24 protein-coding genes are annotated in these 25,899 nt (G+C 47.1%); 10 read left to right on the plus strand and 14 right to left on the minus strand.

Annotation, left to right across the window (positions count from 1 at the left end; all coding sequences use genetic code 11):
• Positions 1-50: 50 nt before the first annotated feature.
• Both KTO58_RS09710 and KTO58_RS09715 read right to left on the minus strand, forming a co-directional pair.
• Positions 51-212, minus strand: coding sequence for a DUF1328 family protein (locus KTO58_RS09710; protein ID WP_095839551.1), 162 nt, complete (start codon positions 210-212; stop codon positions 51-53).
• 332 nt (positions 213-544) lie between these two features.
• Positions 545-1,330 carry a DUF695 domain-containing protein gene (locus KTO58_RS09715; RefSeq protein WP_198314956.1) on the minus strand — a complete coding sequence of 262 codons (786 nt, stop codon included), beginning with the start codon at positions 1,328-1,330 and terminating at the stop codon, positions 545-547.
• A 252-nt stretch (positions 1,331-1,582) separates the two neighbouring features.
• On the opposite strand from KTO58_RS09715, the gene KTO58_RS09720 reads away from it, so the two are divergent.
• Together KTO58_RS09720 and KTO58_RS09725 are read left to right on the plus strand one after the other, a co-directional pair.
• Positions 1,583-4,084: a TonB-dependent receptor gene (locus KTO58_RS09720; protein ID WP_225860170.1), complete on the plus strand. Its 2,502-nt coding sequence runs from the start codon at positions 1,583-1,585 to the stop codon at positions 4,082-4,084.
• Between the two features lie 46 nt (positions 4,085-4,130).
• Positions 4,131-4,595, plus strand: coding sequence for an acyl-CoA thioesterase (locus KTO58_RS09725; protein WP_095839548.1), 465 nt, complete (start codon positions 4,131-4,133; stop codon positions 4,593-4,595).
• A 106-nt stretch (positions 4,596-4,701) separates the two neighbouring features.
• Here the strand turns inward: KTO58_RS09725 and KTO58_RS09730 are convergent, their stop codons facing one another.
• The 3 genes from KTO58_RS09730 to KTO58_RS09740 all read right to left on the minus strand — a co-directional run bounded on the left by KTO58_RS09730 (position 4,702) and on the right by KTO58_RS09740 (position 7,426).
• Positions 4,702-6,480, minus strand: a complete 1,779-nt coding sequence (locus KTO58_RS09730; protein WP_095839547.1) for an ABC transporter ATP-binding protein — start codon at positions 6,478-6,480, stop codon at positions 4,702-4,704.
• Positions 6,481-6,753: 273 nt separating this feature from the next.
• Positions 6,754-7,050: a hypothetical protein gene (locus KTO58_RS09735; RefSeq protein WP_095839546.1), complete on the minus strand. Its 297-nt coding sequence runs from the start codon at positions 7,048-7,050 to the stop codon at positions 6,754-6,756.
• Between the two features lie 121 nt (positions 7,051-7,171).
• Complete coding sequence (locus KTO58_RS09740; RefSeq protein WP_095839545.1) at positions 7,172-7,426, minus strand: hypothetical protein; 255 nt, start codon at positions 7,424-7,426, stop codon at positions 7,172-7,174.
• A 95-nt stretch (positions 7,427-7,521) separates the two neighbouring features.
• On the opposite strand from KTO58_RS09740, the gene KTO58_RS09745 reads away from it, so the two are divergent.
• The 3 genes from KTO58_RS09745 to nfi are packed head-to-tail and all read left to right on the plus strand — an operon-like array spanning position 7,522 to position 10,141.
• The gene (locus KTO58_RS09745) at positions 7,522-8,187 is read left to right on the plus strand and encodes an MgtC/SapB family protein (RefSeq protein WP_095839544.1); all 666 of its coding nucleotides are present in this window, start codon (positions 7,522-7,524) and stop codon (positions 8,185-8,187) included.
• A 22-nt stretch (positions 8,188-8,209) separates the two neighbouring features.
• On the plus strand, positions 8,210-9,421 hold the full coding sequence (locus KTO58_RS09750) for a DUF763 domain-containing protein (protein ID WP_095839543.1): 1,212 nt from the start codon (positions 8,210-8,212) through the stop codon (positions 9,419-9,421).
• Positions 9,422-9,454: 33 nt separating this feature from the next.
• A complete protein-coding gene (gene nfi, locus KTO58_RS09755) occupies positions 9,455-10,141 on the plus strand; it encodes a deoxyribonuclease V (protein WP_095839542.1) in 687 nt (228 codons plus the stop codon).
• Between the two features lie 10 nt (positions 10,142-10,151).
• Here the strand turns inward: nfi and KTO58_RS09760 are convergent, their stop codons facing one another.
• From KTO58_RS09760 to KTO58_RS09780, 5 genes are all read right to left on the minus strand, one after another.
• Positions 10,152-10,928, minus strand: coding sequence for a TIGR03915 family putative DNA repair protein (locus tag KTO58_RS09760; protein WP_095839541.1), 777 nt, complete (start codon positions 10,926-10,928; stop codon positions 10,152-10,154).
• 89 nt (positions 10,929-11,017) lie between these two features.
• Positions 11,018-12,253, minus strand: coding sequence for a putative DNA modification/repair radical SAM protein (locus tag KTO58_RS09765; protein WP_095839540.1), 1,236 nt, complete (start codon positions 12,251-12,253; stop codon positions 11,018-11,020).
• A gap of 227 nt (positions 12,254-12,480) precedes the next feature.
• The gene (locus KTO58_RS09770; RefSeq protein ID WP_095839539.1) at positions 12,481-13,371 is read right to left on the minus strand and encodes an EamA family transporter; all 891 of its coding nucleotides are present in this window, start codon (positions 13,369-13,371) and stop codon (positions 12,481-12,483) included.
• An 8-nt stretch (positions 13,372-13,379) separates the two neighbouring features.
• On the minus strand, positions 13,380-14,024 hold the full coding sequence (locus KTO58_RS09775) for a CGNR zinc finger domain-containing protein (protein WP_095839538.1): 645 nt from the start codon (positions 14,022-14,024) through the stop codon (positions 13,380-13,382).
• A gap of 454 nt (positions 14,025-14,478) precedes the next feature.
• Positions 14,479-16,092, minus strand: coding sequence for a hypothetical protein (locus KTO58_RS09780; RefSeq protein WP_095839537.1), 1,614 nt, complete (start codon positions 16,090-16,092; stop codon positions 14,479-14,481).
• Between the two features lie 124 nt (positions 16,093-16,216).
• On the opposite strand from KTO58_RS09780, the gene KTO58_RS09785 reads away from it, so the two are divergent.
• The 4 genes from KTO58_RS09785 to KTO58_RS09800 are packed head-to-tail and all read left to right on the plus strand — an operon-like array spanning position 16,217 to position 19,819.
• Positions 16,217-17,107, plus strand: coding sequence for a decaprenyl-phosphate phosphoribosyltransferase (locus KTO58_RS09785; protein WP_095839536.1), 891 nt, complete (start codon positions 16,217-16,219; stop codon positions 17,105-17,107).
• Between the two features lie 5 nt (positions 17,108-17,112).
• A complete protein-coding gene (locus tag KTO58_RS09790; RefSeq protein WP_095839535.1) occupies positions 17,113-18,453 on the plus strand; it encodes an FAD-binding oxidoreductase in 1,341 nt (446 codons plus the stop codon).
• Between the two features lie 40 nt (positions 18,454-18,493).
• Positions 18,494-19,225 carry an SDR family oxidoreductase gene (locus tag KTO58_RS09795; protein ID WP_095839534.1) on the plus strand — a complete coding sequence of 244 codons (732 nt, stop codon included), beginning with the start codon at positions 18,494-18,496 and terminating at the stop codon, positions 19,223-19,225.
• A 3-nt stretch (positions 19,226-19,228) separates the two neighbouring features.
• Positions 19,229-19,819, plus strand: coding sequence for an HAD-IB family hydrolase (locus tag KTO58_RS09800; protein WP_095839533.1), 591 nt, complete (start codon positions 19,229-19,231; stop codon positions 19,817-19,819).
• A 74-nt stretch (positions 19,820-19,893) separates the two neighbouring features.
• Here KTO58_RS09800 and KTO58_RS09805 read toward each other — a convergent pair whose 3' ends face one another.
• Together KTO58_RS09805 and KTO58_RS09810 are read right to left on the minus strand one after the other, a co-directional pair.
• Entirely contained in the window at positions 19,894-20,580 is a 687-nt protein-coding gene (locus KTO58_RS09805) for a fatty acid desaturase (RefSeq protein WP_225860171.1), read from the minus strand.
• Positions 20,581-20,768: 188 nt separating this feature from the next.
• Entirely contained in the window at positions 20,769-22,352 is a 1,584-nt protein-coding gene (locus KTO58_RS09810) for an ABC transporter substrate-binding protein (protein ID WP_095839531.1), read from the minus strand.
• A gap of 127 nt (positions 22,353-22,479) precedes the next feature.
• Between KTO58_RS09810 and KTO58_RS09815 the strand changes: the two genes are divergently transcribed.
• On the plus strand, positions 22,480-24,144 hold the full coding sequence (locus KTO58_RS09815; protein ID WP_095839530.1) for a M1 family metallopeptidase: 1,665 nt from the start codon (positions 22,480-22,482) through the stop codon (positions 24,142-24,144).
• Between the two features lie 150 nt (positions 24,145-24,294).
• Here the strand turns inward: KTO58_RS09815 and KTO58_RS09820 are convergent, their stop codons facing one another.
• Complete coding sequence (locus KTO58_RS09820) at positions 24,295-24,951, minus strand: NADPH-dependent F420 reductase (RefSeq protein ID WP_095839529.1); 657 nt, start codon at positions 24,949-24,951, stop codon at positions 24,295-24,297.
• A gap of 162 nt (positions 24,952-25,113) precedes the next feature.
• Positions 25,114-25,851, minus strand: a complete 738-nt coding sequence (locus KTO58_RS09825; protein ID WP_095839528.1) for a menaquinone biosynthetic enzyme MqnA/MqnD family protein — start codon at positions 25,849-25,851, stop codon at positions 25,114-25,116.
• Between the last annotated feature and the right edge of the window lie 48 nt (positions 25,852-25,899).

Genomic DNA, 25,899 nt, shown 5'->3' on the forward strand with positions numbered 1-25,899 from the left:
TTCCAAGACGAGAATGCCTTTGTTTATTGTTAAGACATGACATCAGCCGGCTATCTTCTAAAGAGTCCTCCGATCAGGGAAAGCAGGAACAATACGATAAAGATGTAGAATAATATTTTGGCTATTGCGGCTGCGCCTGCGGCAATACCGCCGAAGCCGAACACGGCTGCGATGATCGCGATAATGAAGAAAATAAGGGCATAACGTAACATAACATAACAGTTTTAAGGTGAATGAATCAGTAAGTAGCGGCATTATGGTGGCAACTAGTTAACACCATGTAGTGCTCAGATAAGAGCAGGGGTGCAATTATCATTCCATGCGATATTGTTGGGCATGGGATATTGGAAGAGGCTGGCAGGCGGGCATTTTTACTGATCTGTGAAGGACTTTTAGCGGCTGACTGTCAATGGGTTACAGTGGGGTGATGGGCATAGAATTCCACAAACTGTGTTATGGGCCAGCCAGTACAGGGTATTTTACGCTGCATTGGCTGGCCGGAGTATGGTTTGGAACTATATCAGGAATAGGAGAAAGTTCCTTTTCAGTGGGGGTTACTTTGTTCTTTTTCTTTTACGATCACGGTTTCCCAGCCATCGTAGTAGGCGTTGCATTCCTGCGCGAGTATCCAGAGTTCCATTACGACCCGATCGATGGTTTCTTCATCTGTTTTGTCGGTGCGGCAGATCTGTAATACCAATGGGTATTCTTCGGCGCCTTCTTTGGTACGGACTTCTGTGACGGTGAACTTTTCTTTTTCGATATGTTCGCGGAAGCGTTCGCGTTCTGCGTCTTGTTTGAAGTATATCCAGTGATCGATCGGGCGTTCTATGTCTGGGAGGTCGCCATGTTGTTGCAGGGTGCGTAATACACGGCGGTTTTGGATGCGTTGAAATTCGTGCATATCGGGAAACAGGTAGTCGAAGTACAGTTCCCAGGTTTTATCTTCTTTTACGCCATAATCATATCTGTAATCGGGGAATCCGATCATTACATCGGATATGAATTTGTCGTGCAGTAAGGTGTCGCCGGCATAGAAATAGAAGTCTCTTACACCATTAGAGATGGTACGTCCTACAAACTGAGCATCCAGTTTTGATTTGAGCGAATGTACGAGTGCATCTTCGATCTCTCCCAGTTTATTGAATTCTTCACCTTGAGGGAAACCATCTTCCCGGGGATTATTCAGGTATACAGAAATATAAATTGCATGCGGCATTTCCTTAAGCGGTGCAAACCGCCGCAAGTCCAGGTCCAGTCCAATAATCGCCGGATTTTCTTCGATGCGGCACGGGTAAATGTCCCAATCCGGTTGGTAGTCGTTAAGCATATTAATTAGGCAGTTGCAAGTGTAAAGATACGTAAATGTGCTAAAGTGCTCATATACAGTGCTGGTAATTAATCCACATCTGTTGCCATTCATATGAATGATGCTGCCATGTACAGGCTGCTTATTACCGTTTATAAGCGGTCCCAGTGAGGCATTAACAGTATTTAACACTCCACCCATCCTATAATTCGGCATTGTTTTTTTTATCATTTTACTTTTGCGGAAACCAAAACCGTAGAATAAAATAAGATAATGGCGACCACGAGAAAATTTGTTATGTTGATGTTAGGGATATGCTGCTGGCTAAATAATAATATATATGCCCAGCAGGCGCCTGCACAAAAGAATGGGAATGCAGAAAAAGGTACTGTATATGGCAAACTGCTGGACGGTCAAACTAATAAACCAGTGGAGTATGCATCAGTCGCTTTACTCCGGGCTGATTCGAGCGTCCTCACCGGTATGCTTTCCAAGGGGAACGGGGACTTTCTTTTTGAGCAGGTACCTTTAGGGAAGTACTTGTTGAAGGTGAATTTTATCGGTTATACAACTATCTATAAGGCGGTCCATCTTACGGCACAAAGTACTCGCATGGATGCCGGCAATATTAAACTGCAAGCCAATGTTAAATCTCTTACCGGTGTTGAAGTGGTTGGCGAGAAGCCTACTTTTACAATGGCTATAGATAAGCGTGTGTTCAATGTAGATAAAAACATTGCCAGTATAGGTGGTACTGCTACGGATGTACTGAAACAAGTACCATCTGTGAATGTGGATATAGACGGCAATGTGTCTATCCGCAATGGCAGTCCGACCATCTTTGTGGACGGGCGGCCGACTACGCTTACGCTTGACCAGATACCGGCAGATGCTATTGCTTCGGTAGAAGTGGTGACGAATCCATCTGCCAAATATGATGCGGAAGGGGTTAGCGGTATTCTCAACATTGTACTTAAGAAGAATCGTAAGGCCGGTATCAACGGCAGTGTCAATGGTGGATTGGGTACGGTAGGATCTGCCAATGGCGGTATTGACCTTAGTGTACGGCAGGAGAAGTTCAATTTTTTTGTCAGTTATAATATAAGACGCCGTAAAGGATCTGTTAACTCACATCTGTTCCGTAAAAACATCAGTGCGGACACGACTACTTTCCTGGATCAGTACCAGGACGGTGATATGTTGCGGCAATTCCAATACGGTCGTATCGGTGCGGACTGGTTTATTGATAACCGCAATACGCTGACGCTGTCGCAAGGACTGGTAGGTGGTAATTTCAACAACTACAATGACCAGACCTTGTACGACCTTAGCCAGCAGCAACAGCGGGTACGCTATGGAAAGGGGATTGACAACAGCGAGCGCGGCTTCCGTAACTACACTACACAGCTGGGTTATAAACATACTTTTGCCAAGGAAGGAAAGGAACTGACTGCTGACGTGACCTTTAATACTGCCAACAGTAAGGACCGTACCGATTATAGTGTGCAATACTTTGACATGGGCGGGCATGCCATCGATCAACCCCGGCGGCCGGAGTTGCGATATGGTAACGGTAAGGGTAATACGACTTACTGGACGGGTCAGATAGATTTCGTGAATCCACTATCTGAGCATGCAAAGCTGGAGATGGGGTTACGTTCGGTATTGAGGACGTTTGAGAACAACCTGGCTACCCTGGGTAAAGATTTTACAACCGGCACCTTCTCCTTAGACAGTGCTCTTTCCAATGATTATCATTACCGGGAGCAGGTAAATGCGGCCTATGCGACATTCAGCGGTACTAAGAAGGACTTCGGATACCAGGTAGGGTTGAGAGCGGAGCAGTCGTTCTATACGGGTACGATGCAGGGAGTTAAAGAGGTCTCCTATAAAACGAACTATCCTGTCAGTCTTTTCCCGAGTTTGTTCCTTTCTCAAAAATTAAAAGGAGATAATGAGTTCCAGCTAAACTATAGCCGTCGTATACGTCGCCCCTGGTTCAGGGACCTGCTGCCTAACCTGGAGTATAATGCCCAGACGGCCAGTCGTGGTAATCCGGGACTGAGGCCGGAGTTTACCAACTCATTTGAGTTGTCGTATCTGAAGGATTTTAACCATAAACATAACATCCTGGTGTCGGTATATTTCCGGAATACGAATAACGCCATTACCAGTTTTTATGTAGATACGACACTTACGTTGAATAGTCAACAGCAGAAGGTGGTATTATCCTATCCTATCAATGCTGCGACCCGTAATTCTTACGGGGCAGAGTTCACGGTTCGTAACCAGCTGACATCCTGGTGGGATGTGACGACCAACCTGAATATCGCGCAGACGAAGATCAATGCGGATAATGTGGGACAAAATATCAGCAATCAGGGTTTCATCTGGTTTGGTAAGATCAACAGCAATACGAAACTGCCCTGGAATACTACTTTGCAGGTAAGTGGGGAGTATGAATCGAAGGAAATATTGCCGCAAGGGGAGAATGCACCACAGTATTCGATGGACATGGCTATCAAAAAGGAATTCCTGAAAAACAAGGCGCTGGCTATTTCATTAGGGTTGAACGACATTTTCAATACGGACCGTAACCTGAGTTATACGCGGACGAGTTTCTCCGACCAGGAGCGTTATCGTAAGCGGGCAACCCGTGAATTGCGGCTGAATGTATCTTATCGTTTTGGTAAGATGGATACACACTTGTTCAAAAAGAAGAACAAAGAAGAGGGAGGTCCTCAGCATGGGGGGCAGGAAGAAGGTTTTCAGTAATTCGGGTGTGATATCGTAGTTTTGGCGGACACAACCACTAGCAAAAATGAGTAAAACGACTACGCTGCGTTTTCTGGCGCAGCCATCAGATGTTAATTTTGGCGGGAAGGTACACGGAGGGGCGGTCATGAAATGGATCGATCAGGCGGGCTTTGCCTGTGCTGCTAACTGGAGTGGGCAGTATTGTGTGACGGTTTATGTTGGCGGCATCCGTTTTTTTAAACCGATAGCCATCGGTGATCTTGTAGAAATACAGGCTGCCGTTATCTATACGGGGAATACCAGTATGCACATTGCTATTGATGTATATGCGGGCAATCCCAGGCAGCAGGGCAAGACAAAGACCACCCACTGTGTGATGGTGTTTGCTGCTGTAGACGATCAGGGGCAGACGATACCGGTACCTAAGTGGACGCCGGCGACGGAAGATGAGATCCGCCTGGAAATATATGCGCGTAAGCTGATGGATCTTCGTAAGGACATTGACGAGGAAATGAAACAGTACCTGTAACGGACGGGAATACTTTCATTATCAATAACGAAGAAAGGGTGACTACAAGTAAACCATTACTTGAGTCACCCTTTCTCTTTTACCCTGTGATAGGGTTATAAGTCTATTAGTTTGTGAACTGCATTTCGCTAAGGTTTTTGTACAGTCCTCCATCTACAGTGATCAACTCTTTGTGTGTGCCTTCTTCTACGATCTGTCCGCGATCCATTACGATGATCTTATCTGCTTTGCGGACGGTTGCGAGCCGGTGAGCGATGACGATGGAGGTGCGTCCTTCCATTAGTTTGTCCAGTGCGTCTTGTACCAGTCTTTCTGATTCTGCATCCAGTGCTGATGTTGCTTCGTCGAGTATGAGGATGCGAGGATTTTTCAATACGGCTCTGGCGATGGCGATGCGCTGGCGTTGTCCACCGGAGAGCTGAATACCTCTCTCTCCTACTACCGTTTCCATTCCTGCCGGGAAGTTAGTGATGAAGTCCAGTGCGTTGGCTTGTTTGGCGGCATGTGTGATCTCTTCTTCTGTGGCGCCAGGTTTTCCGTAGGCGATATTTTCACGGATGGTACCACCGAACAGGAATACGTCTTGCAGTACTACGGCCATTTGACTACGTAATGCGGACAAGGGGTAGGATTTTCCATCGCGGCCATCGAAATAAATGGAACCGTGTACGGGATCATATAGACGAAGTAGCATAGAAACGATGGTACTTTTGCCGGCACCGCTGGGGCCTACCAAAGCTACTTGCTGGTCTGCGCTGACATTGAAGGATACGTCATCCAGCACTTTTATATCTTCTCTTGACGGGTAGTGGAACGACACATGTCTGAAGCTGATACGACCTTCCAGCACATCTTCGGGGGCCAATTGTATCTGTTCTGTCAAAGGTTCCATTGGTTCGTCGAGTATTTCCAGCAGGTTTTCGGTGGCTCCGATGCTACGTTGGATACTGGCATATACTTCTGCCAGGCCGGATGCCGAGCCCCCGATAAATCCGGAGTATATAATAAAGGAGAACAATTGTCCTGTGGCCAGTTCGCCGGCGGTGATAAGCATGGCGCCTCTCCATATTACTGCTACCATGGCACCGAATATGGCCATGATGAGGAAGGAAGAGAAGGCGGCGCGGTATTTACCTCCTTTGATACCCAAGCGGGCCGCTTCGGAGGTTTTGTTTTTGTAACGTTTCATTTCGTAGAATTCGTTGACAAAAGCTTTTACATTGAGTACGCCTTGTAATGTTTCTTCTACGATGGTATTTGACTCTGCCACCTGGGTCTGAATGTCTTTGGCATATTTGCGGATTGCTTTACCGAAGGCCATGGCGACCAATAATATTACCGGTATGATGGTCAGCATCAGGAGGGTCAGTTGTACGGATGTACTTACGAGCAGTACGATACCTCCTACGATGATGATCAGCTGGCGGATGAATTCTGCGATGGTCATCGTGAATGTTTCCTGCAATAAGGATATATCTGAGGAGATACGGCTGCTTAACTCCCCTACCCGGCGGCTTACGAAAAACTTCATCGGTAGCCGTATCATGTGGCTGTATATATTCTGGCGCAGGGAGGCCAGTGTTTTTTCGGTGACGTTGACAAAGAGTATCACGCGGAAAAAGGAGAATATTGCCTGACCACCTAATATCAGTACGAGCAATAATCCAATACGATTAATGTCCTGCATGAGGTGACCTTTGCTGCCAGAATCGACCAGGTCGCCTAATAATTTTGGAAAAGCTAAGTTGGCTACGCTTGATATGAACAGAAAGATCATACCGATGATGAATTCGAACAAATAGGGTTTAACATACTTGTACAATCGCAGGGTTTTCTTCAAAGAGATCTTCTTTCGTGGTTCTTTTTTTTCTTCTTTAGTCTCCATACTGGTTTAGTTTCGGTTTATACAGGCAGGGGCAATTGCTGGCAATCGGGCTGGCCTGCAGGTGATAACTATTGGGGTGTATATCTTGAATGCACAATGGTCTTCCGGCTCTAATAAAGGAAGACGATTGACAAGTTATAATATTTTAAAGGACCAGCAATTTATTTTTTGCACGGTTGGGTGTGTAATAATTGCAGGTATGGGGAAAAAAAAATATCCAGCCTCTCTTTTCGGAAAGACTGGATATTGCTTGACACGTGATACTATATATAGTTATTTTCCTCCTCTTCTGTTTTTGGAAGAGTCGTTGGCGCCATTGCCGTACCGGGCAGAATCTTCACCCGGATTAATGGCCCCCGGGGGGATTTCCGAACCAGGAGCGGTATCTCTCATGGTGGTAGTATCTGATGGTAGTGTATTGATGGTACTGTCCATACCATTGACTCCGGTAGAGTCGGTCGCATTATTATTTGCACCATTTCCACAGGCGCTCAGCAGACCTACAGAGAGGCTTACTATCAGCACTGTTTGTACTGCCTGTTTGAAATAGCTTTTTCTTGTTGTTGTCATAATTCCCGTTTTAAAGGTTTTTTGCAATAAAGTTGTCCGATATGCTGTATCTGTGGAGGCCCTTTATGAAAACTACCGTAAACCGGGTAGGAATATTTTCTACATTTAGAGGAAATACATCCTATTTGTTAGGGAGTGTGGAATCGGCAGGAACGGTCAATGCACTATCCCGTTGGAGGCTGTCTGTGTTCACTGGTACCACCTCTTTACTGTTGACAATGGTGCTGTCCTCATGTGCGGCATCTTTGGTTCCGCCACCACAGGCAAAAAGGAACATGCTGATGATCAACGCAAAACAAAGGGTCATCACTAATTTATAAAGTCCGGGCTTAACATAGGGCATTACATTTTTATCGCCCGTTTTTTGCATTTTCATCCATTGAAAGTATTAATGGTTAAACAATAAGGATTTACATATCCCCATTTAAGGAAAGAATTGTGCCAACCCGTACATTTGTAAGGAAATAAACCATGAAGGATATTTTACATATCATAGAAGAGGATCAGCTGTTTAAAATTACAGTTGCGCTTGTATTGGGAGCTATTCTGGGTCTTGAGCGTGAATACAAGCGAAAGGCTGCCGGCATACGGACTATGACACTGATCTGTGTAAGCAGTACTTTGTTTACGATACTTTCTGCAGAACTAGGATATCCTGCCAGTGCGGATCGTGTGGCTTCCAATATCCTCACGGGTGTTGGCTTCATAGGTGCGGGTGTTATTTTCAAGGGGGATTTCACCATTGACGGTATCACTACTGCAGCTACTATCTGGATTGCGGCGGCCCTTGGAATGGCAGTAGGCATTAATCACTATTGGTTGGCTACCTTTACATTAATGGCCTCCCTGCTTGTGTTGCTGGGTATGAAACAGGTCGAAGGATATATTTCCCGCTGGAATGACAAACGCACATATACTATAATATACTATAGGGAGCACCCGATCCCGGAGCAACTGGATCAGCAATTCAGGAATCTGGGTCTTAAGTCTAAAAAGATGCTCTCTGTGCGTCGGGAGACGCTCATAGAAGATAAATATGAAGTGACAGGGAAACTGAAAAGTATTACTGCCTTCAATGATTATCTGCTGCAACATCCGGACATCCGGGAGTTTGAAGTATTGACGAACCCGCTTTGATGATTTACTGCTGTTTAGATTTATGGCTTACTCACACGCAGATCTACCATTACATTACGGTCATGTACCACCCTGGCTGGCTCAACGTATGAGTTACCTGGGAGGGGCAATCGTTACGGCTATCGTCACTGACTACGGTAAGGGAGAAGTACTGCGCCGGCTCAGTGATCCTTGCTGGTTCCAGGCATTGGGATGCGTGTTGGGGATGGACTGGCATTCTTCGGGCATTACGACCAGTGTCATGGGTGCGTTGAAGAAAGCGATCAATCCTATTTCTCATGAGTTGGGTATTTATATCTGTGGGGGCAAGGGCCGACATTCCCGGCAGACACCAGCCGAACTACTGGCTATAGCCGAACGGACCGGTCTGCCAGGAGATGCGCTGGTACGTAGCAGTAAACTTACGGCCAAAGTAGACAACACTGCCATTCAGGATGGCTTCCAGTTATACCTGCACAATTTTATTTTGAGTGATGAAGGAGAATGGGCGGTTGTACAACAAGGAATGCACGACAGTAATGGTATGGCCCGTCGTTACCACTGGCATAGCTCGGCATTTCAGTCTTATACGGAGGCGCCACATACCTTTATATATGGACGGAACCAGGGTCAGATACTTAACCTGACTGATAAGGAGGCTGGTGATACTAAAAATGCGATGCTACAGTTGATACAGGAGTCACCCGCTCAACTTATACCAGCGATCAGGCAACTGCTGATGCCTTCACACCATGATGTACGTACGAAGGATGTGGACCTGAAGCGGCTGGGTACTGTACTGGCGCTTGCGCATGACCGGCAGCTACTGGATTTTGACGCTCTCCTATTATTAGAAGGTGTGGGACCGAGAACGTTACAATCGCTGACCCTTGTCAGCGAGGTCATACACGGTACACCCTCCCGTTTTACGGATCCGGCGCGTTTTTCTTTTGCGCACGGCGGGAAGGACGGACATCCGTTCCCGGTACCGGTGAATATTTATGATGAGACCATCACTGTATTGAAAGATGCCGTCAGCAAGGCACGTATCGGTCAGTCGGACAAAGCGGACGCTATCCGAAAGCTCAGTACGATGGCAGCCAACATGGAGGAGCATTTTGAACCCGATGCATCGCTGGATGAGCTGATAAAGCATGAACAACAGACTTCCTGGCAACATGGTGGGCGCACTGTGATGGGCAAAGTACCTCCACCCCAAAAAACAGATGGACCGCAGCAACTCAGTTTGTTTTAAACCTCGTGGCCTGGTATTTGGATTTTCCTTTTTATGCAATACGACAACATCAGCGTACCGGAGGCTACCCGGATACAGCAAGAATTGAGAACGCGTACTTTGATACAGGAACGCGACTTTCCTGTTAACATCATCGCCGGGGCGGATATTTCCTTTAATAAATTCAGTACTACCGTTTATGCCGGTATTGTCTTGTTAAGATTTCCGGAATTGCGTCCCATTGGTTATTGCCTGGTAAAACAGGAAGTACATTTTCCATATGTACCCGGTTATCTTGCTTTCCGGGAGGTGCCGGCTTTATTAGCGGCCTGGGAGCAGCTGGAACATAAACCGGATGTGCTGGTGGTAGATGGCCATGGGATCGCGCATCCTCGCCGGATGGGCATAGCTGCCCATTTTGGAGCACTCACAGGACAGGCGACTATCGGCTGTGCCAAAAAGCTGTTATTTGGTACCTATACTGACCCCGGTTCCCACCGCGGCGACTATACGCCGTTATTGGATAAAGGAGAGGTTATTGGTGCGGTACTCCGGACCAAGGATCATGTAAAGCCGGTGTTTATATCTCCAGGTCATCGCCTGGATGTGAGGGATAGTATATCGCTTATTCATCAATGTATTGGTAAGTATCGTTTGCCGGAGCCGACCCGGCTAGCCCATAATGCGGTCAATCAATTCCGTACCGGTATCTTGCCGGAAGGCTGTGTTGACGTGAGCTGAGGCAACCAAATTATCGAGGAGGATGTTTTTCTGTCAGGTATTTCCAATATCGCCGGGGTACATGCTGCAGATGCAGGCGACGGTTACTACGAGCTGGTATATTAGCTTCGCGGAAATAAGTTTGCCATAGCTGTTGATAAAGGGCTTCGTCCGGACTCCATACAGCAGTTACGTCCCTGCCACCCAAATAGGCAGGTTTAAACTGCAGGTTGACCGTATCGACGACGTCTTTTTTATGATTATAATATATACCATAGTGACGACGCAGGTCATAGATCAGCCAGTCCTGATCTGCGTACCGCTCTTTAAAATGGCCTGTGATCAGGGGTAGTACATTGTAATCCGGTTCTATTACTGCGTAATAAACGCCTTCCGCGGTATGCTGGAAACGTACAAACGCTTCCATGCGATGTTTCTCCCGGTGTACCATCCGGGAAAGCTGAGATACCCGGAGTACATAGGCGTTACCAAAATCCGTTTCGACATTTTCAGATCCGGCGAATACATGCCGGATAAATCCCACCATATTATCTTCTTCTCTTGGTATCTCTGCCAGGTAACATGCAAACAGTTGTTCCAGTCCTGTTGCAGAAAGTCTTTTTCGTAGTCCGGCCCATACCCTTTCTGCGTTGGCCATTACGGTTGGCATAAAGATGGCCGGGCCAAAAAGAGACGGCACATAAGCCAGCTCTTTGCAAATACGTACATCTGACCGGCGTTGCCAGTACAGGTCGAAGACCGCCGACAGGAAACCGTCAAAAGAACCGTCATAAAGCCAGGTAGTCATAACAAAGTGATTGTGCCGGTGTCAGCCATCTACAGCTGTTCGGCTTTGCAATGGAAAAATGTCAGCCAATAAAATGCCCGGGAAGATTTTCAGAACAAGGATAGTTGTTGTGCTGCCGGGTCAATGATACGTCGTTTGATTTGTTGGGCGTTGAGATCGCCACGTGAAGGAGGAAGACCTTTACAGGACACAAAATATTGTGCGCGATTGGCCATGATCCCCATTTTTTTTACCTGTTCCCAGTTCAGATCGCCGAAACGTCTTGCTTCACAGATGCGTTTTACGGTAGGCATTCCGATACCAGGCACTCTGGCCAGCAGGAGGCGGTCTGCCCGGTTGATATCTACAGGGAACCAGTGGAGGTTCCTTAATGCCCACCCTAATTTAGGGTCTACATCCTGGTCCAGGTCGGGATGCTGATCTGATAACAATTCCTGTGGTCCGAATCCATAAAATCTTAATAACCAATCTGCCTGATATAGCCGATGTTCCCGGATTAAGGGAACTTTACTTTGGAGGGCGGGTAAGCGAGCATCTGTTGTTACCGGTACATAGCCTGAATAATAGACACGTTTGAGCCGGAATTGGCGGTAGAAGTGATCGGCCAGGCTGATAATATCGCGATCTGTTTCCTGGCCTGCGCCAACGATCAGTTGGGTACTTTGGCCTGCCGGTGCAAACTTGGGTACATGTTTCATGGTCTGCTGTTCGGATTCAAAGCGGGTGATTTCCTGTTGCAGATAGCGCATGGGGCGTATCATTGCGGCCCGGTCTTTTTCCGGTGCGAGCAGTTTAAGCCCTGCCTCTGTGGGTATTTCGAGGTTAACACTTAAGCGATCCGCATAAAGTCCTGCTTCATGAGTCAGTTCCGGACTGATTCCAGGTATTGCTTTCAGGTGGATATATCCATTGAACCGGTGTTCTGTACGTAACTTTTTGGCTACCAGCACTAATCGCTCCATGGTATAGTCAGGATCTTTAAAAATGCCGGAGCTGAGGAAAAGCCCTTCTATATAATTACGGCGATAAAAGTTGATGGTCAGGTCAACAATTTCCTGTACAGTGAACGCAGCTCTTTTGATATCATTGCTTTTGCGGGACACACAGTAGGCACAGTCATAAATGCAATGATTGGTCATCAATACTTTGAGCAGCGATACGCACCGCCCATCTGCCGTATAAGTATGGCAAATGCCCATACCAGGGTGTGCATTTCCCAACCCTTTATTATGATTCTTGCGGTCGCTGCCACTGGATGCACAGGATACATCATATTTGGCGGCATCGGCCAGAATGGATAATTTTTCCAGGATACGCTCAGACATGCACACACACTTTAGGATACAAAAATACTAATTATTTTAGCAAATCCATCAGATCCTATTTGTTTCGTAAGCGAGCTAATGCTAATAAAGTATCGATCAAGCCTATTTTTTGTTCCAAAAATAGATTTGTAAAGACATTTTGCTACAGCGTAGTTGTATAATAAACGTAATTGGTCAAAATTCGTATTATTTCAATACTATTTTTACATGCAATAGTTATGCACATCTTATTGGAGGCGGCGTCCCATGGTCATTAACACAACGCCGCAAACCACGATAGCAGAGGCTAACACGGCGATGCCAGTTAGCGCTTCGTTGGCGATTGCCCATCCGAGGAACAAGGCAACGACAGGATTCACATAGGCGTAGGTAGACACCAACCGGGGAGGTGCATTACGTGCCAACCAGCTATAGGAAGTAAAACCGACGAGTGAACCAATGGCCACGAGATAAACAAAGGCCGTCCAGGTTGCCGGCGTCATCAGATCGGTACCATGCCAGTCCGCCCGTTCGAAAAGCAGGCTGGCTAGTATAGACACCACAGCGCCTGATAACATCTGTATGGCGGTGGAGATCATTTGTGTCGGCATACGCAGGCGTTGTACCATGAGTGATCCTGTTGCCCAGCAAATAGATCCGGTCACCACCACGGCGATCGGCCAAAGTGGATAATCCCGGGTGCTGTGGTGAGCAAAAGGGTTAAATAAGATAAATAATCCAGTAAAACCGATCAAAATGCCCCAAATAGTCATATTTGTCGGACGTTTTTTGCTAAAAAACAGCCAATCCAGTCCTACAAACCAGGCAGGCATTGCTGCTACAATCAGGGCGACCAAACCGCTGGGCATATAGTGAACCGCTAGAGCCGTGCCGCCATTGCCAACTCCAATTAGTAAGGCACCAACTGCCGCAGCCGACAGGACCTGTCGCCTATCTGGCCATTGTCTTTCTTTGATAATACCGATCAGGAGTAAAATACTACCTGCACATACAAATCGCCAGGTGGAGATCAGAAAAGGAGGCATCCCCTGGGTGGCGATCTTCATGCCTAGATAGGTAGATCCCCATATAATATATACTGCGCCGAGGCAGGCAATCAACTTGGTTTTATTGGACATGGTTGTATTTAGCGCGATAATGGATGCCGATTATTCTTTTCCTGTTTCTTTTTCCTTTCATAACATGCCTTCACTTTGTCGAGCCCCCCGCAAGTTTCCATACTACACCATTTACGGGAGCGGTTTTTACTCCGGTCCATAAACAACCATCCGCAAGCGGGACATTGGCGTATCAACGGCAACTGATCAGACGTCCATAAGGTTAAGGCTGATTGCACCACCCACCACATCGCCTGTTCCATAACCGGTGACGTAAATATCACATTACCCTGGCGACTCCCCTTATCATATATTAAAGTAACATGGGCTAACGTCTCCGTTACATAGTTATTGAAGGTCTGTAAGTCGGGTGCTGCAGGTGATTTTTTTGATATGATCGTCGTAAAAAGTTGGTAGAGGACCTCCCGTAATTGAAGTGATTTTTCGAAAACGAGGGTGGCCTGAGCGGGGTAAGATCTGCTAAGGCGTTGTAGTGTCTGCAATAACTTGGTCGGTATGACCCGCACATGGTCATGCCATTCTAGCAGTTGCTGATAACCCGTAAGATAGTCTATTCCGGACTCCCGGAACCGGTTATCAATTGTATTGACAAAATCAAGGCAAAGTATCCCGCCATCCAGCCGTAAAGTTGCCATGGGAACAGTCGATGACATGACCTGTTTTTTTGATCGAAAACAAAGGTAATATATTCATCTTTAACCTGCAAAACACTTTTTACAGGTTAAAAAATATGACTGCAAAACCTGCGTTTTTACATACCTATAGTAATTATTGATAAATTTAAACACAATTATATGATAATCAGTTAAATAATAACGGCCATGTATAGCAAAAAAGGTCTTCAGTCAGGGTCGTAAATATACTATTTTCACCTTCTTATTCGCTTCTTCACCCTTTCTTTTTTCGAGATCTTGTACCGGTCCTTTTTATGAGCATATTTTAGGACTGTAGAGAGGATATGTTGCGTTCATTTTCCCTTAATTTTCCATTGCACTCCTCCCCTGTTCCAGCCCTTGGAGTGGGTTGCTCCCGTTATCTCCTAAAAACAAGATGCCCATCTGAAGTTGTATTTCAGATGGGCATCTATATGATTTGATAATTAGACTATTATGGTTTTATATATACTTCGATCATTGCATTGGTAGGTCGCCTCGGAGCGAGGAAAGAATCTACCTGACGATAGTGAAGTTTCAGCTCATCCCGTAGCGCAAAAGGAAAAAAGTTGTTCAAGGTAGGCGCATATTCGTAAAGCACTAAGTCATATTGCTTTTGTTGCACTTTGTTACGGAAAGTATGCAATTGCCTGTTGAACATTCCTACCCCTAGGTGGTACCAGAGCGGGAAATCAGGCCCTGTCTCCAGCTGGTAGTGCATAGTATGAGCCAGTGGGGTTAACTCTGTCATATTGAGGACTTTGATTGCTCCCTGCTTTTCCTTTACAACAGGCAATGCCAGCACCCTCGCTATTCCATCTACGGTAACACTTGGCATGGAAATCTTCTGAAACTCCGGATAAGGAGAAAACCGCCATTCTGACAGCGGAACATTCGTCGTATCGTTGTTGATCATAAAGTTCTGACGGGATACGACATTCTCAGATGAAGGTTGGTGAGATACCTCCTGCCGGGGAAATATCCGCTCGATATATTTCCAATATACCTGCGACCACCATAACATGATCAGCAGGCCTGAAAGTAAAAATGCCCTTAATCCACTTAAGTCGATTTGTAATCGCGCCGTTAATTGGGAAAAGATAAAAGCGAATGCGAAACTGTGGAAGAAGATATTATTGTCCGGCGGTGTATAGCTGGTCACCTGAAAAATGGCGGCCTCAGTCAGGATGCCCAGGGTCAATAAGGTAAATAACATCGCTGTTTTATCTTCCCAGAAGGTCTTGAATTGTTTCAAGGCAGGGATCAGGCACAGCACGATGAGCAGGAAGTATAATTTGATCCATTGGGAATTACCTAGTATTTCTTCTGCGAAATCGGACAATGCCAGCCTGGAGTTGTGTGGTGCCTGACCATGATTGAACCAATAGGCAAATCCTGGCATCAGCGGAGCGATAAAGATAATGGCCACCACACCCAACATTCCCAGGAAGAGCGGTAGTTCCCACCAGCGCCTTTCGAGCACGCCATTATATAATAATAAGGCACAGCATAATAATAAGGCCAGCCCTCCACCATCTTGTTTCGTAAAGATGGAGAGGAATACAAACCCGGCCGCGAGTAGCAGACATAGATAACGCCATCCGTTTTGCGGGCCGGTGATATATTTTAACAGGAAGGCGATCCCGATCAGTTCATATACGATAACGGTATGATTGTACCAGGGCCAGAAGTTAAAAAAGGAATAAGAGAGGGCAAATACCAAGACGGATAATATCCTTATTGCCGGTATTACTCCCATGCTTTTCATAATGGAGCGGAAAGCAAATCCGGCCATAATGTTGATCAGCACCTGGGCTTTTACTAAAGAAATTAGCTGAGGACCGAACAGTTTAAAGAACAAAGCCGGGATGATCCAGAAACCATATCCGAGGGGGGTACCGAAGTCTTTGTAGGGGATCTGTCCCTGGGAAAGCCGGTAAGCTCCTTCCCAGGATAAAAAGATGTTCACTCGGTAAGGGAATGTGACTAACAGTGGCACTAGTGCCAGTCCGATTATTATAAGCGCCTCTGTAAGGAAGGCGCCACGTTGGGGAGTTAATATTTTCATATGGATGCAAAGAAAGTAAAATAAGGCAGAATTTGGGAGGTGGCCGGAGAATGATAAAGAATGATTTACAGAAATGTAGGGCTGGAAATTGTAGATTTGGGCCGCCAAACATAAAATTTATCCCGTGGAGTATTTAAAATTACTACGCCCCAGCCATTGGGCTAAAAATTTGTTCCTGTTCATCCCGTTGTTCTTTGCCGGCAAACTCTTCGATCCCGCCCTGGTGATCGAGGCAGCTATCGCATTTGTAGCTTTCAGCCTGGCTGCGAGCAGTATTTATGTTATCAACGACTATATGGACATCGCGGCTGACCAGGCTCACCCGGTCAAAAGACACCGGCCGCTGGCATCCGGTGCGGTATCCAAACCGGCAGCGCTGGTCCTGTTTGTGTTGTGTATCCTGATCGCCGCTGCCATCGCCTGGTATATTCGCCCCAAATTCCTGTTTGTTTTAGGCATATACTTCGTTATCAACTTGTTATATTCTTTTGGGTTGAAACATATTTCTATCCTTGACATCCTCATCCTGTCTGTGGGATTCGTGATCCGTGTCAAAGCCGGTGGTATCGCAACGGGGATCGTCGTGTCCGAATGGCTGATGCTGATGGTATTCCTCCTTGCCTTGTTTATGGCCATCGGCAAACGCCGGGATGATATCATCCTGCAGCAGACCTCCGGTAAAGAAATGCGTAAAGCCGCCAAAGGGTATAATATGGACTTCCTGAACGTCATGCTTGCCCTGGTTTCTGCCGTGATCATTGTATGTTATCTGATGTATGCCATGTCGATAGATACCATACAACACTTTGGTACCTACCGTCTTTACTATACCACCCTTTTTGTAATTGCCGGATTATTCCGATATTTGCAAATAACCTATGTGGAGAACAACACTGGTTCTCCCACCAAGATCCTGTATAAAGACCGTTTTATTCAATTAACCATACTCCTTTGGGTCCTGAGTTTTTACGTAATTATTTATTTACTACCAGTAAATAGATCATTTTTTAACTAATGCGAATGGAGAAACGGTTGTCCAATTGGGGTAATTACCCGGTTATATCCTGTGAAGAGCAGGCTTTTACACAGGAAGATCAATTACAGGATATTATACATCGTCAGCCTGGTACTATCGCCAGGGGTAACGGACGCTGTTATGGGGATGCCTCTCTCGGCATACATAGTATTTCCACTCTTAAATATGATAAGATCCTTGCCTTCGATGATGAGAATGGGGTATTCGAGTGTCAATCTGGTATCACCCTTGACCAGATACTGGACGTCATCGTTCCCAAAGGGTGGTTCCTGCCAGTAACCCCGGGTACCAAATATATCACCATCGGCGGTGCTGTCGCTTCTGACGTACATGGTAAGAACCATCATGTAGAAGGTTCTTTCTCCAACCATATTATCGATATGGACGTCGTTAACGGCGAAGGACAAACGCTGACCTGCTCCCCCTCCCGGGACGCTGACCTTTTCTGGGCTACCTGTGGCGGCATGGGGCTTACCGGGGTTATTACCCGTGTGATGTTCCGCCTTAAAGCGATCGACACCGCCTATATCAAACAAAAACAGATCAAAGCACGCAACCTGGATGAAGTGATCCGGTTGTTTGAAGAATATAAGGATTACACCTACTCTATGGCCTGGATCGACTGCCTGAAGAAGGGAGATGCTTTCGGACGCAGTATACTGATCGTTGGCGAACATGCCACACCGGAGGAACTGAATGCCCGGCAGCGACAATCCCCTTTGTCCTTACCGGCCAAAAAGAAACTGAGCATACCGTTCAATTTCCCTTCTTTCGTGTTGAATACCTTCTCTGTCAAAGCATTTAACTGGCTGTATTACAATAAGAATATCCGCCAGGAGATCAATAATGTCGTACCCTACGAACCGTTCTTCTACCCGCTGGATGCCATCCTGCATTGGAACCGTGGCTATGGGAAAGCAGGTTTTGTACAATACCAGTTTGTCCTTCCGCTCGAGCAGAAGGAAGGCCTGGCTACTATCCTCCGTCGTATCAGTGATAAAGGCTGGGGTTCTTTCCTGGCAGTGTTGAAGGTATTTGGCCGGCAGGAAAGCCTGATATCTTTTCCGATGGAAGGATATACACTGGCATTAGACTTCCCCGTACGTAAAGGGCTATTTCCGTTCCTGGATGAGCTGGATGAACTCGTCCTCCAATTTGGCGGCCGGATCTACCTATCTAAAGACGCCCGGATGAAGCGGGAGATATTCTGGCAAAGCTACCCCGGCGCCACCCGGTTCGCAGAGATCGTACGGCACTATAATGCCGGTCAGCGTTTCCGCTCCCTGCAATCCGACCGCTTACAGATCACTCCTGTGGCAGAGTAAATTATTGTCATTCATCAGCCTGTTCGCTTTATAATCTTATATGTCAAGTATCTTAATATTAGGTGCCTCTTCCGATATGGCGGTAGCTATCGCTCGAAAGTTTGCAAAAGAAAAGTATAATATCCTCCTGGCTGCCAGGAATACGGCTGCATTGGAGGCACTTCAACAAGACCTCCAGATCCGGTTTGGCGTCAATGCTACTCTGCATGCTTTTGACGCAGAACGTTTTGACAGCCACGCCGCCTTCTACCGGTCGCTACCCCTGCAACCGGATATCACCATCTCTGTATTCGGCTATCTTGGCGAACAGGAGAAAGCACAACAGGACTGGCAGGAAGCTGCCCGTATTATCCATACTAATTATACCGGAGCGGTCGCTATCCTGAACGTCGTAGCGGAAGATTATGCATCCCGCAAAAAAGGGATCATCGTCGGTATCAGTTCCGTTGCCGGTGAAAGAGGGCGACAGAGTAATTATATATATGGCAGCGCCAAAGCGGGTTTTACTGCCTACCTCAGCGGTCTGCGCAACCGGTTGTTCCATACCGGCGTACATGTGATGAGTGTACAACCCGGCTTCGTTTATACCCGGATGACAGAACACCTGCAGCTACCTGCCTTACTGACTGCGCAACCGGAAGCCGTTGCCGGTGCTATCTGGAAAGGTGTACAGAAAAAGAAAAATACCATTTATGTAAAGTGGTTCTGGCGTTACATCATGCTCATTATCAAAACGATCCCGGAGTTCATCTTCAAAAAATTGAAACTATAGGTCATGAGTAGCATCGCATTTTTTGACTTCGATGGTACCATTACCCGAAAGGATACACTATTTGAGATCATCCGCTTTCAACAAGGGACGCTGGCACTTTATACCGGGCTCGCCTGCCTGTCGCCAGCCCTCCTGCTCTTCAAATTAGGGTTGCTGTCCAGTCACACGGCCAAGCAGTTAGCTATCCGCCGGTTCTTCCGGCACACGCCGGTGGACACCTTCCAGGCAGGCTGTGAAAGTTTCTGCCGGCAAAGATTGCCGGAGCTGGTAAGGCCGGCCGCATTAACCGCTATTTGGGAACACCTCGCACAAGGCCACCAGGTAGTAGTGGTCACTGCTTCTGCCGAAGATTGGGTGGCCCCCTGGTGCCGTACCCTGGGGATCGGTTGCATCGGTACCCGCCTGGAGGTAGTAGACCGGCAACTTTCCGGCAACCTGCAAGGGGCCAACTGTAACCAGGAGGAAAAGGTGTTACGTATAAAGGAGCAGTATCAGCTGGCCGACTACCAGGAGATATATGCATATGGAGATACCGAAGGCGACCGGGCAATGCTGGGTATCGCCACCCATCCCTTCTATCGCCAATTCCATTGACCTCGCTGATGAAAATAAAAAAGGCCCGTCTTTCGACGAGCCTGTATAATATTATATACAATAACCTAAACGGATCAGGCAGCAGCTGCCTTTCTCAATTCTGATGCTCTCACTTTCGCAGTGGATTTCAACTTAATGATACCCACCCAGCTCATCAAACGCATTACCGGATAAGTAGGATCGAATTCGAACCACTTTTTGGCAAAGTTCGCGCTGTCTTTATACTTATGGTGATTATTCTGGAATAACTCACCTAACAACAGGATACCCCAGGGACTGGAATTTTTAGATTCGTCGTGGTTGTCAAAATTGCTGTAGCCATACTTATGACCACACCAGTTTACTACCGCCCCCTGTACTGGTCCCATCAAAAAGTGGATAGGCAGCAACAGGAACCATATCCAGCTGGGAGCAAAAGCAACATAAAAACCAACATATGCCAACATCCACAGCACACGGGTCACATTATGATCGCCGAATTTGTCCATTGCTTCCCACTCCGGTAAAGGCTCTTTTGTAAAAGCAGGATCAGGCAGGTTTTCTTTGGTAACAAAACCGTTATACATTTTACGGGTCTGTACCATCATATGCCATACATCCTTAAAGAAATGTGGAGAATGCGGATCTTTTTCGGTATCACTATATTCATGGTGCATACGGTGCATCACACCATAAGCCCGGGGGATCAGGTAAGAAGAACCCTGGAAAAACCAGGTTGAAAAATAGAAGGTACGCTCCCAGAATTTACTGGTAGTATACATCTGGTGAGATGCATAACGGTGCAAAAAGAACGTGTGAAAAAACAGGGAAAAGAACCAGTGCACGCAGAAAAATATCAAAATAGCTGTCATCTAGTAATGTGTAAATGTGATGATATAAGTCTACAAAGGTAACCTAATTAACTGTTTTTCAAATGTTAAAGTTTATCTAACCCGATCTCCATATTATATTATTGCCGAACCCGTACCCGCCTTAGTTCCAGCAGGTTTAGCCCATTACTGGCAAGCCCTTCTACTTCCGGCTGGATGAAATGGATGACCTCATCATAGAAAAGCGGAATCAGGGGGGCATCTGCCATTACTGTGCTGTCTATACGCTGGTACAGCCGGTACCGTATGGAATCTTCTTCCTGCTGTAAAGCCTGCTCATACAATTTATCTACCGATGGGTTCGCATAGCGGGTATAGTTGGGAGGAGCCGGATTCCGGCTATAGAACATGGCCAGGTAACTTTCCGCATCGGGATAGTCAGCGATCCAACTGGCACGGAACAGCAACGCTTCCGATTTCGCTGTCTGCTCGAGCAATAAGCTCTTCTGTACCACTTCCACCTGTAAGCGGATACCGATCTCTTGTAACTGGTTAGCCACATAGTTGGCCATGTCTGCATAGTTGGGAATGGAGAGCAGCCGTATCGGGGGTAAATCTTTTCCTTCCGGAAAACCGGCTTCACGCAGTAGCTGTCTTGCCCGGGCCGGATCGTAGGAATATCCTTTTACTTTGTCGGCATCAAATGAAGGCAGACCGGGTGGCACAAAGCCGGCGTTGGCCGGCCGACCGATGCTGTTACGCAGATAGGTCATCATCTTCGTACGGTCTATGCCGTAATTGATAGCTTGCCGTACTTTTTGCAGGCGTAACGGAGACCGTCGTACGATCTCCTTCTCCCCGTCCATCAGGATACCAAAATATTCCAGGTTGAGATAAGGACTTTTCGACAGCCGCATGCGTCCCTCCCATTCCTTTTTAAGCCGCCCCTGTTTGGTCAGCACTTCATCTTTAAAGGAAGCGTCGATATCATTCATGAACTCCAGCTGATGCTGACGAAACAGGAGGAATTCAGTGGCTTTGTTCTCCAGGAAAGATACCTGTACGGCATCCAGGTAAGGCAGGTGCTGCCCCGCACTGTCCTGCTCGAAGTACCGGGTGTTTTTATGAAATACCAGCGCCTGCCCCTCGTCCCATACATGAAAACGGAAAGGCCCGGTGCCTACCGGATGCCGGCCGAAGTCTTTCCCATATCGGGAGATGGCTTCATGAGGAAGTACGGAGCAGTATTGCATGCTCAGGATGCCGAGGATGGGATGGAAAGGCGCTCGCAACGTAAGCTGAAAGGTGGAATCGTCCAGGGCCAGGAATCCCTTGGCAGGGTCTACCCGGCCATTAAATATCCAGGCGCCGGGAGAGGCCGTGGCAGGGTCCATAATACGACGCAGGCTATACACCACATCGGCTGCCGTCATATGCCGCCCTTTGCCACCAGGAAATATCTCGCTGTCATGAAAATATACGTCCGACCGCAAATGAAAGGTGTAAGTACGCCGGTCAGCAGACACCTCCCATCCCTTTGCCAGCGACGGCCGTATCTCCAGCTGACTGTCCGGCTCCACCAGGGTATTGAATAATTGCCTTACCGCCCATATAATTGATTGATTCTTGGCGAACGCCGGATCTAATGTGGCGATCCCCTCCTGCTGATTATAGCGAAATACTTGCCTGCCCGAACGCGCACGTGTTCCGCAGGAAAAGACCATCGCACCACAAATACAGCATAAAAGACAGCGTATGATAACCGCCTGGCAATAACTACTTTTCATTTGGTAGTAAAATAATATCTTTCCGGGTATTATTACCGGGATTATCAAAAATCATCCAGTTTATATGAAACTGCACTTACAGATGCTCTGCACAGCGCTGACGATCTCAGCGGCAGTTAGTGCACAGCAGACAAAGACGCCGCTGCATGGCGTCGTACAACACTATACACATGCCGATACCCTCCGGGGGACCTATGGCCGCGCCCGCGCCTGGTGGGATGTCAAAGCCTATAACCTGCATGTCAGCGTCAACACAAAAGATAGTACCCTCAGCGGTTACAATAAGATCTCTTATAAGGTACTCAAAGCTGATTCCCTCATGCAGATCGACTTGCAGGTACCCATGGAGATAGACAGTATCGTCCAGGATAAAAAGTCCATACCCTTCGAACGGGATGGTAATGCATTCTTCGTCACCCTGAAATCACCTCAGATAGTGGGTAATGAACAACAACTCACCGTTTTTTATCATGGCAAACCTAAACGGGCCATCAACGCCCCCTGGGATGGCGGCGTCGTATGGAAAAGAGACGATAAGGGACGTCCCTGGATCGCTACCGCCTGCCAGGGTCTCGGTGCCAGCGTATGGTGGCCTAACAAAGACCATCAGCTCGATGAAGCAGAAGCCATGACCATCAGCGTTACCGTGCCGGAAAAGCTCATCAATGTCTCCAACGGCCGCCTGAAAAAACGTACGGCTGGCAGTGACAGCACCAACACTTTCGAATGGGAAGTACAAAGTCCTATTAATAACTATAATGTCGCACTTAATATCGGTCACTATGTCGAGATCAAAGACCGCTACTCCGGCGAAGGAGGTAAACTCGATCTCAGCTACTGGGTACTCGACTATAATGAGGAGAAAGCCCGCGAGCATTTTAAAGTAGTGCCCAATATGCTCAAATGTTTCGAATTCTGGTTCGGCAAATATCCTTTCTATAAAGATGGCTATAAACTGGTAGAAACACCCCATCTGGGTATGGAACACCAAAGCGCCGTAGCCTATGGTAATAAATATAAAATGGGATACAACGGCCGCGACCTCTCCGGATCAGGCTGGGGTCTCAAATGGGATTTCATCGTCATCCACGAATCCGGTCACGAATGGTTCGGTAACAACATTACTAGCAAAGACATCGCGGATATGTGGATACATGAGAGCTTTACCAACTATTCCGAGACCCTTTTCACCGAATGTGAATATGGCCCGCAGGCAGGTAGCGAATATGTACAGGGAATCAGACAGAATATCAAAAACGATATCCCTGTCATCGGCCCCTATAATGTAAACATAGAAGGCTCCGGCGATATGTACTATAAAGGCGCCAACATGATTCACATGATCCGCCAGATCATTAATAATGATGAAGCCTTCCGGCAGCTGCTCAGAGGTATGAACAAAACGTTCTGGCACCAGACCGTTACCACTCAGCAGATCGAAAAGTATATCAACGAACAGACCGGCATGGACTTCAGCAAAGTATTTGATCAATACCTGCGTCATATCACCATCCCTAAACTGGAATATAAACTGGAAGGACAACGGGTACAGTTCCGCTGGGTGACAGACGTACCAGGGTTCAACATGCCGCTAAAGGTGACCTTAGGCGATCGCGGATACACTTTTATCTATCCCACCACCACCTGGAAATCTGCCAATATTACGCTGACCGATCCCGCCAGCTTTAAGGTAGATCCCAACTTCTACATACAGACACAAAAACTGTAAACCTAAAGTGAAAATATAGGGCGTTGAGCCGTGGACGTTATAACAGACTCATTGTAATGATATTATACCGGTTGTTGCCTATTTGATAGCTGCCTGGTTTAAAGTCCTACTTGAAGCACGTTCCGGGTTCAACGCCCTTATCATGTCCTGTCATTTTATCATCTTGAATGCATGCGTCCAGATACCGGTGCGGAAACCATAGGCGTACCATAACACACACAGCGGTTCTATATTGCGACTCATTTCTATCGTACCCATATCTACAATATCCTCCCACCCCATCTGCCGTAACAATGCTACCACCTCCTCCTTACCGGCTTCACTGTTACCACAGATGAACATCGTCGGGGAACCCTGATGCATCTGCGGACGGAACATATGCTCGTAACCAATACAGCTCAGCGCTTTTACCACCCGCGCATCCGGTGGTAGCCAGGCGTGTACCTGCTCACCCGCCGAATTGGTATGGCCGATCACAAACGTCAGCCGCCCCTCCGCATCCGGTCCCTTATTGTCCGTCGGGTTAGTAACATCTACCACCGTCTTGTTCTTAAAGTTCCAGACACCTGCCTGCTCTATCGCACTCTTGGTGCCTACCCAACTGGTACATAATAATATCAGCGCTCCTTGTTCCGCCGCATCCCGGAACGTACCGGCAGTTGCCAGCCCGCCCTGATGGGTGATCCACTCCTGTAATGCGCTGCTATGAGGTCGTCGTGTACCAATGATCACTTCATGGCCCAACTGAATAAGTCCTTTGCCGAGGGTGAGGCCTACGGATCCGCTGCCTAGAATACCGATTCTCATGAAGGGGAGTTTTGCAGAACTGTTAATTTAAGCAAAAAAGCTGATAACAGGATCAGCATGAGTGTAATCATACTTCCCGCAGGTATAGGACCAAACAGGCCAAAGGGTCTTTCCCCCTTTGGCCTGTCAAAAAAGATACAATAAGTACAATCGTTCATCCGCTTATTGCAGATAGCTCAGGAAGCGCTGCATACCCTGGCGCTTGGAAGGCGTCAGCGGATAGCTGATATTTTGTGTATAATATACCGTGAGGTCATATACGGGATAGGGATGTGCCGCTACGATAGCAGGGATATCATGGATACCAATACTGGTCGCATTGTTAAACTCCTGGATGAAGTCTGTCGGCAACGGTTTGTTGCTCACCCACGCAGCAAATACAAATGGCAGGCTCGTAAAACGGGTCCACGCCTCAGACAGGTCATATATATAAGGAGATACTTTCCGCTGCTCCAACGCACGGTCGCCGATCACTAGACCAGCATCCGTACCCCTGATCAGGTCCTGATAGTTACCGCTGGTCTCGACAAACTCCACATTGAGCTGCCAGTAGTCTCTTACGAGCAACTTCAACAACGCTACGGACGTCCTGCTCTGGTAGTCCAGATGTATACGTTTGATCTCATGCAAAGGCACCTCGCTGAATAAACATACCGATGCTACCGGTCCTTCCGCACCTATACAAAAGTCTGAAATGATATGAAACTCCTTCATTTTAGGTAATACCGCTACAGGAATCAATGCCACATCTACCTCTCCATCTATCAGCTGCTGTGCGATCTTTGCCGGGTAATCCAGGGTCAGCTCCATTCTTTTCATTACCGGATGTCCTTCAAATCCGTGTAACAATGGCTTCGTATTCAAATAACTTACTGCCGCTACTTTTACTTTCCGTTCCAATTTCTGTAATTTTGTGGCCCGCTAAGTTAGACAAATTCCGATTCCCGT

This window comes from Chitinophaga pendula (genome assembly GCF_020386615.1).
Lineage (GTDB): Bacteria > Bacteroidota > Bacteroidia > Chitinophagales > Chitinophagaceae > Chitinophaga > Chitinophaga pendula.

Excerpts from the sequence above, each read along its gene's own strand:
- KTO58_RS09790 (WP_095839535.1), top strand. The coding sequence starts at position 17,113 with ATGGAGAAACGGTTGTCCAATTGGGGTAATTACCCGGTTATATCCTGT.
- KTO58_RS09750 (WP_095839543.1), top strand. The coding sequence starts at position 8,210 with ATGGCTTACTCACACGCAGATCTACCATTACATTACGGTCATGTACCA.
- KTO58_RS09720 (WP_225860170.1), top strand. The coding sequence starts at position 1,583 with ATGGCGACCACGAGAAAATTTGTTATGTTGATGTTAGGGATATGCTGC.
- KTO58_RS09740 (WP_095839545.1), bottom strand. The coding sequence starts at position 7,426 with ATGAAAATGCAAAAAACGGGCGATAAAAATGTAATGCCCTATGTTAAG.
- KTO58_RS09715 (WP_198314956.1), bottom strand. The coding sequence starts at position 1,330 with ATGCTTAACGACTACCAACCGGATTGGGACATTTACCCGTGCCGCATC.
- KTO58_RS09765 (WP_095839540.1), bottom strand. The coding sequence starts at position 12,253 with ATGTCTGAGCGTATCCTGGAAAAATTATCCATTCTGGCCGATGCCGCC.
- KTO58_RS09725 (WP_095839548.1), top strand. The coding sequence starts at position 4,131 with ATGAGTAAAACGACTACGCTGCGTTTTCTGGCGCAGCCATCAGATGTT.
- KTO58_RS09780 (WP_095839537.1), bottom strand. The coding sequence starts at position 16,092 with ATGAAAATATTAACTCCCCAACGTGGCGCCTTCCTTACAGAGGCGCTT.
- KTO58_RS09775 (WP_095839538.1), bottom strand. The coding sequence starts at position 14,024 with ATGTCATCGACTGTTCCCATGGCAACTTTACGGCTGGATGGCGGGATA.
- KTO58_RS09770 (WP_095839539.1), bottom strand. The coding sequence starts at position 13,371 with ATGTCCAATAAAACCAAGTTGATTGCCTGCCTCGGCGCAGTATATATT.
- KTO58_RS09810 (WP_095839531.1), bottom strand. The coding sequence starts at position 22,352 with ATGGTCTTTTCCTGCGGAACACGTGCGCGTTCGGGCAGGCAAGTATTT.
- KTO58_RS09815 (WP_095839530.1), top strand. The coding sequence starts at position 22,480 with ATGAAACTGCACTTACAGATGCTCTGCACAGCGCTGACGATCTCAGCG.
- KTO58_RS09805 (WP_225860171.1), bottom strand. The coding sequence starts at position 20,580 with ATGTATACTACCAGTAAATTCTGGGAGCGTACCTTCTATTTTTCAACC.
- KTO58_RS09730 (WP_095839547.1), bottom strand. The coding sequence starts at position 6,480 with ATGGAGACTAAAGAAGAAAAAAAAGAACCACGAAAGAAGATCTCTTTG.
- KTO58_RS09735 (WP_095839546.1), bottom strand. The coding sequence starts at position 7,050 with ATGACAACAACAAGAAAAAGCTATTTCAAACAGGCAGTACAAACAGTG.
- KTO58_RS09745 (WP_095839544.1), top strand. The coding sequence starts at position 7,522 with ATGAAGGATATTTTACATATCATAGAAGAGGATCAGCTGTTTAAAATT.
- KTO58_RS09820 (WP_095839529.1), bottom strand. The coding sequence starts at position 24,951 with ATGAGAATCGGTATTCTAGGCAGCGGATCCGTAGGCCTCACCCTCGGC.
- KTO58_RS09760 (WP_095839541.1), bottom strand. The coding sequence starts at position 10,928 with ATGACTACCTGGCTTTATGACGGTTCTTTTGACGGTTTCCTGTCGGCG.
- KTO58_RS09800 (WP_095839533.1), top strand. The coding sequence starts at position 19,229 with ATGAGTAGCATCGCATTTTTTGACTTCGATGGTACCATTACCCGAAAG.
- KTO58_RS09795 (WP_095839534.1), top strand. The coding sequence starts at position 18,494 with ATGTCAAGTATCTTAATATTAGGTGCCTCTTCCGATATGGCGGTAGCT.
- KTO58_RS09710 (WP_095839551.1), bottom strand. The coding sequence starts at position 212 with ATGTTACGTTATGCCCTTATTTTCTTCATTATCGCGATCATCGCAGCC.
- nfi (WP_095839542.1), top strand. The coding sequence starts at position 9,455 with ATGCAATACGACAACATCAGCGTACCGGAGGCTACCCGGATACAGCAA.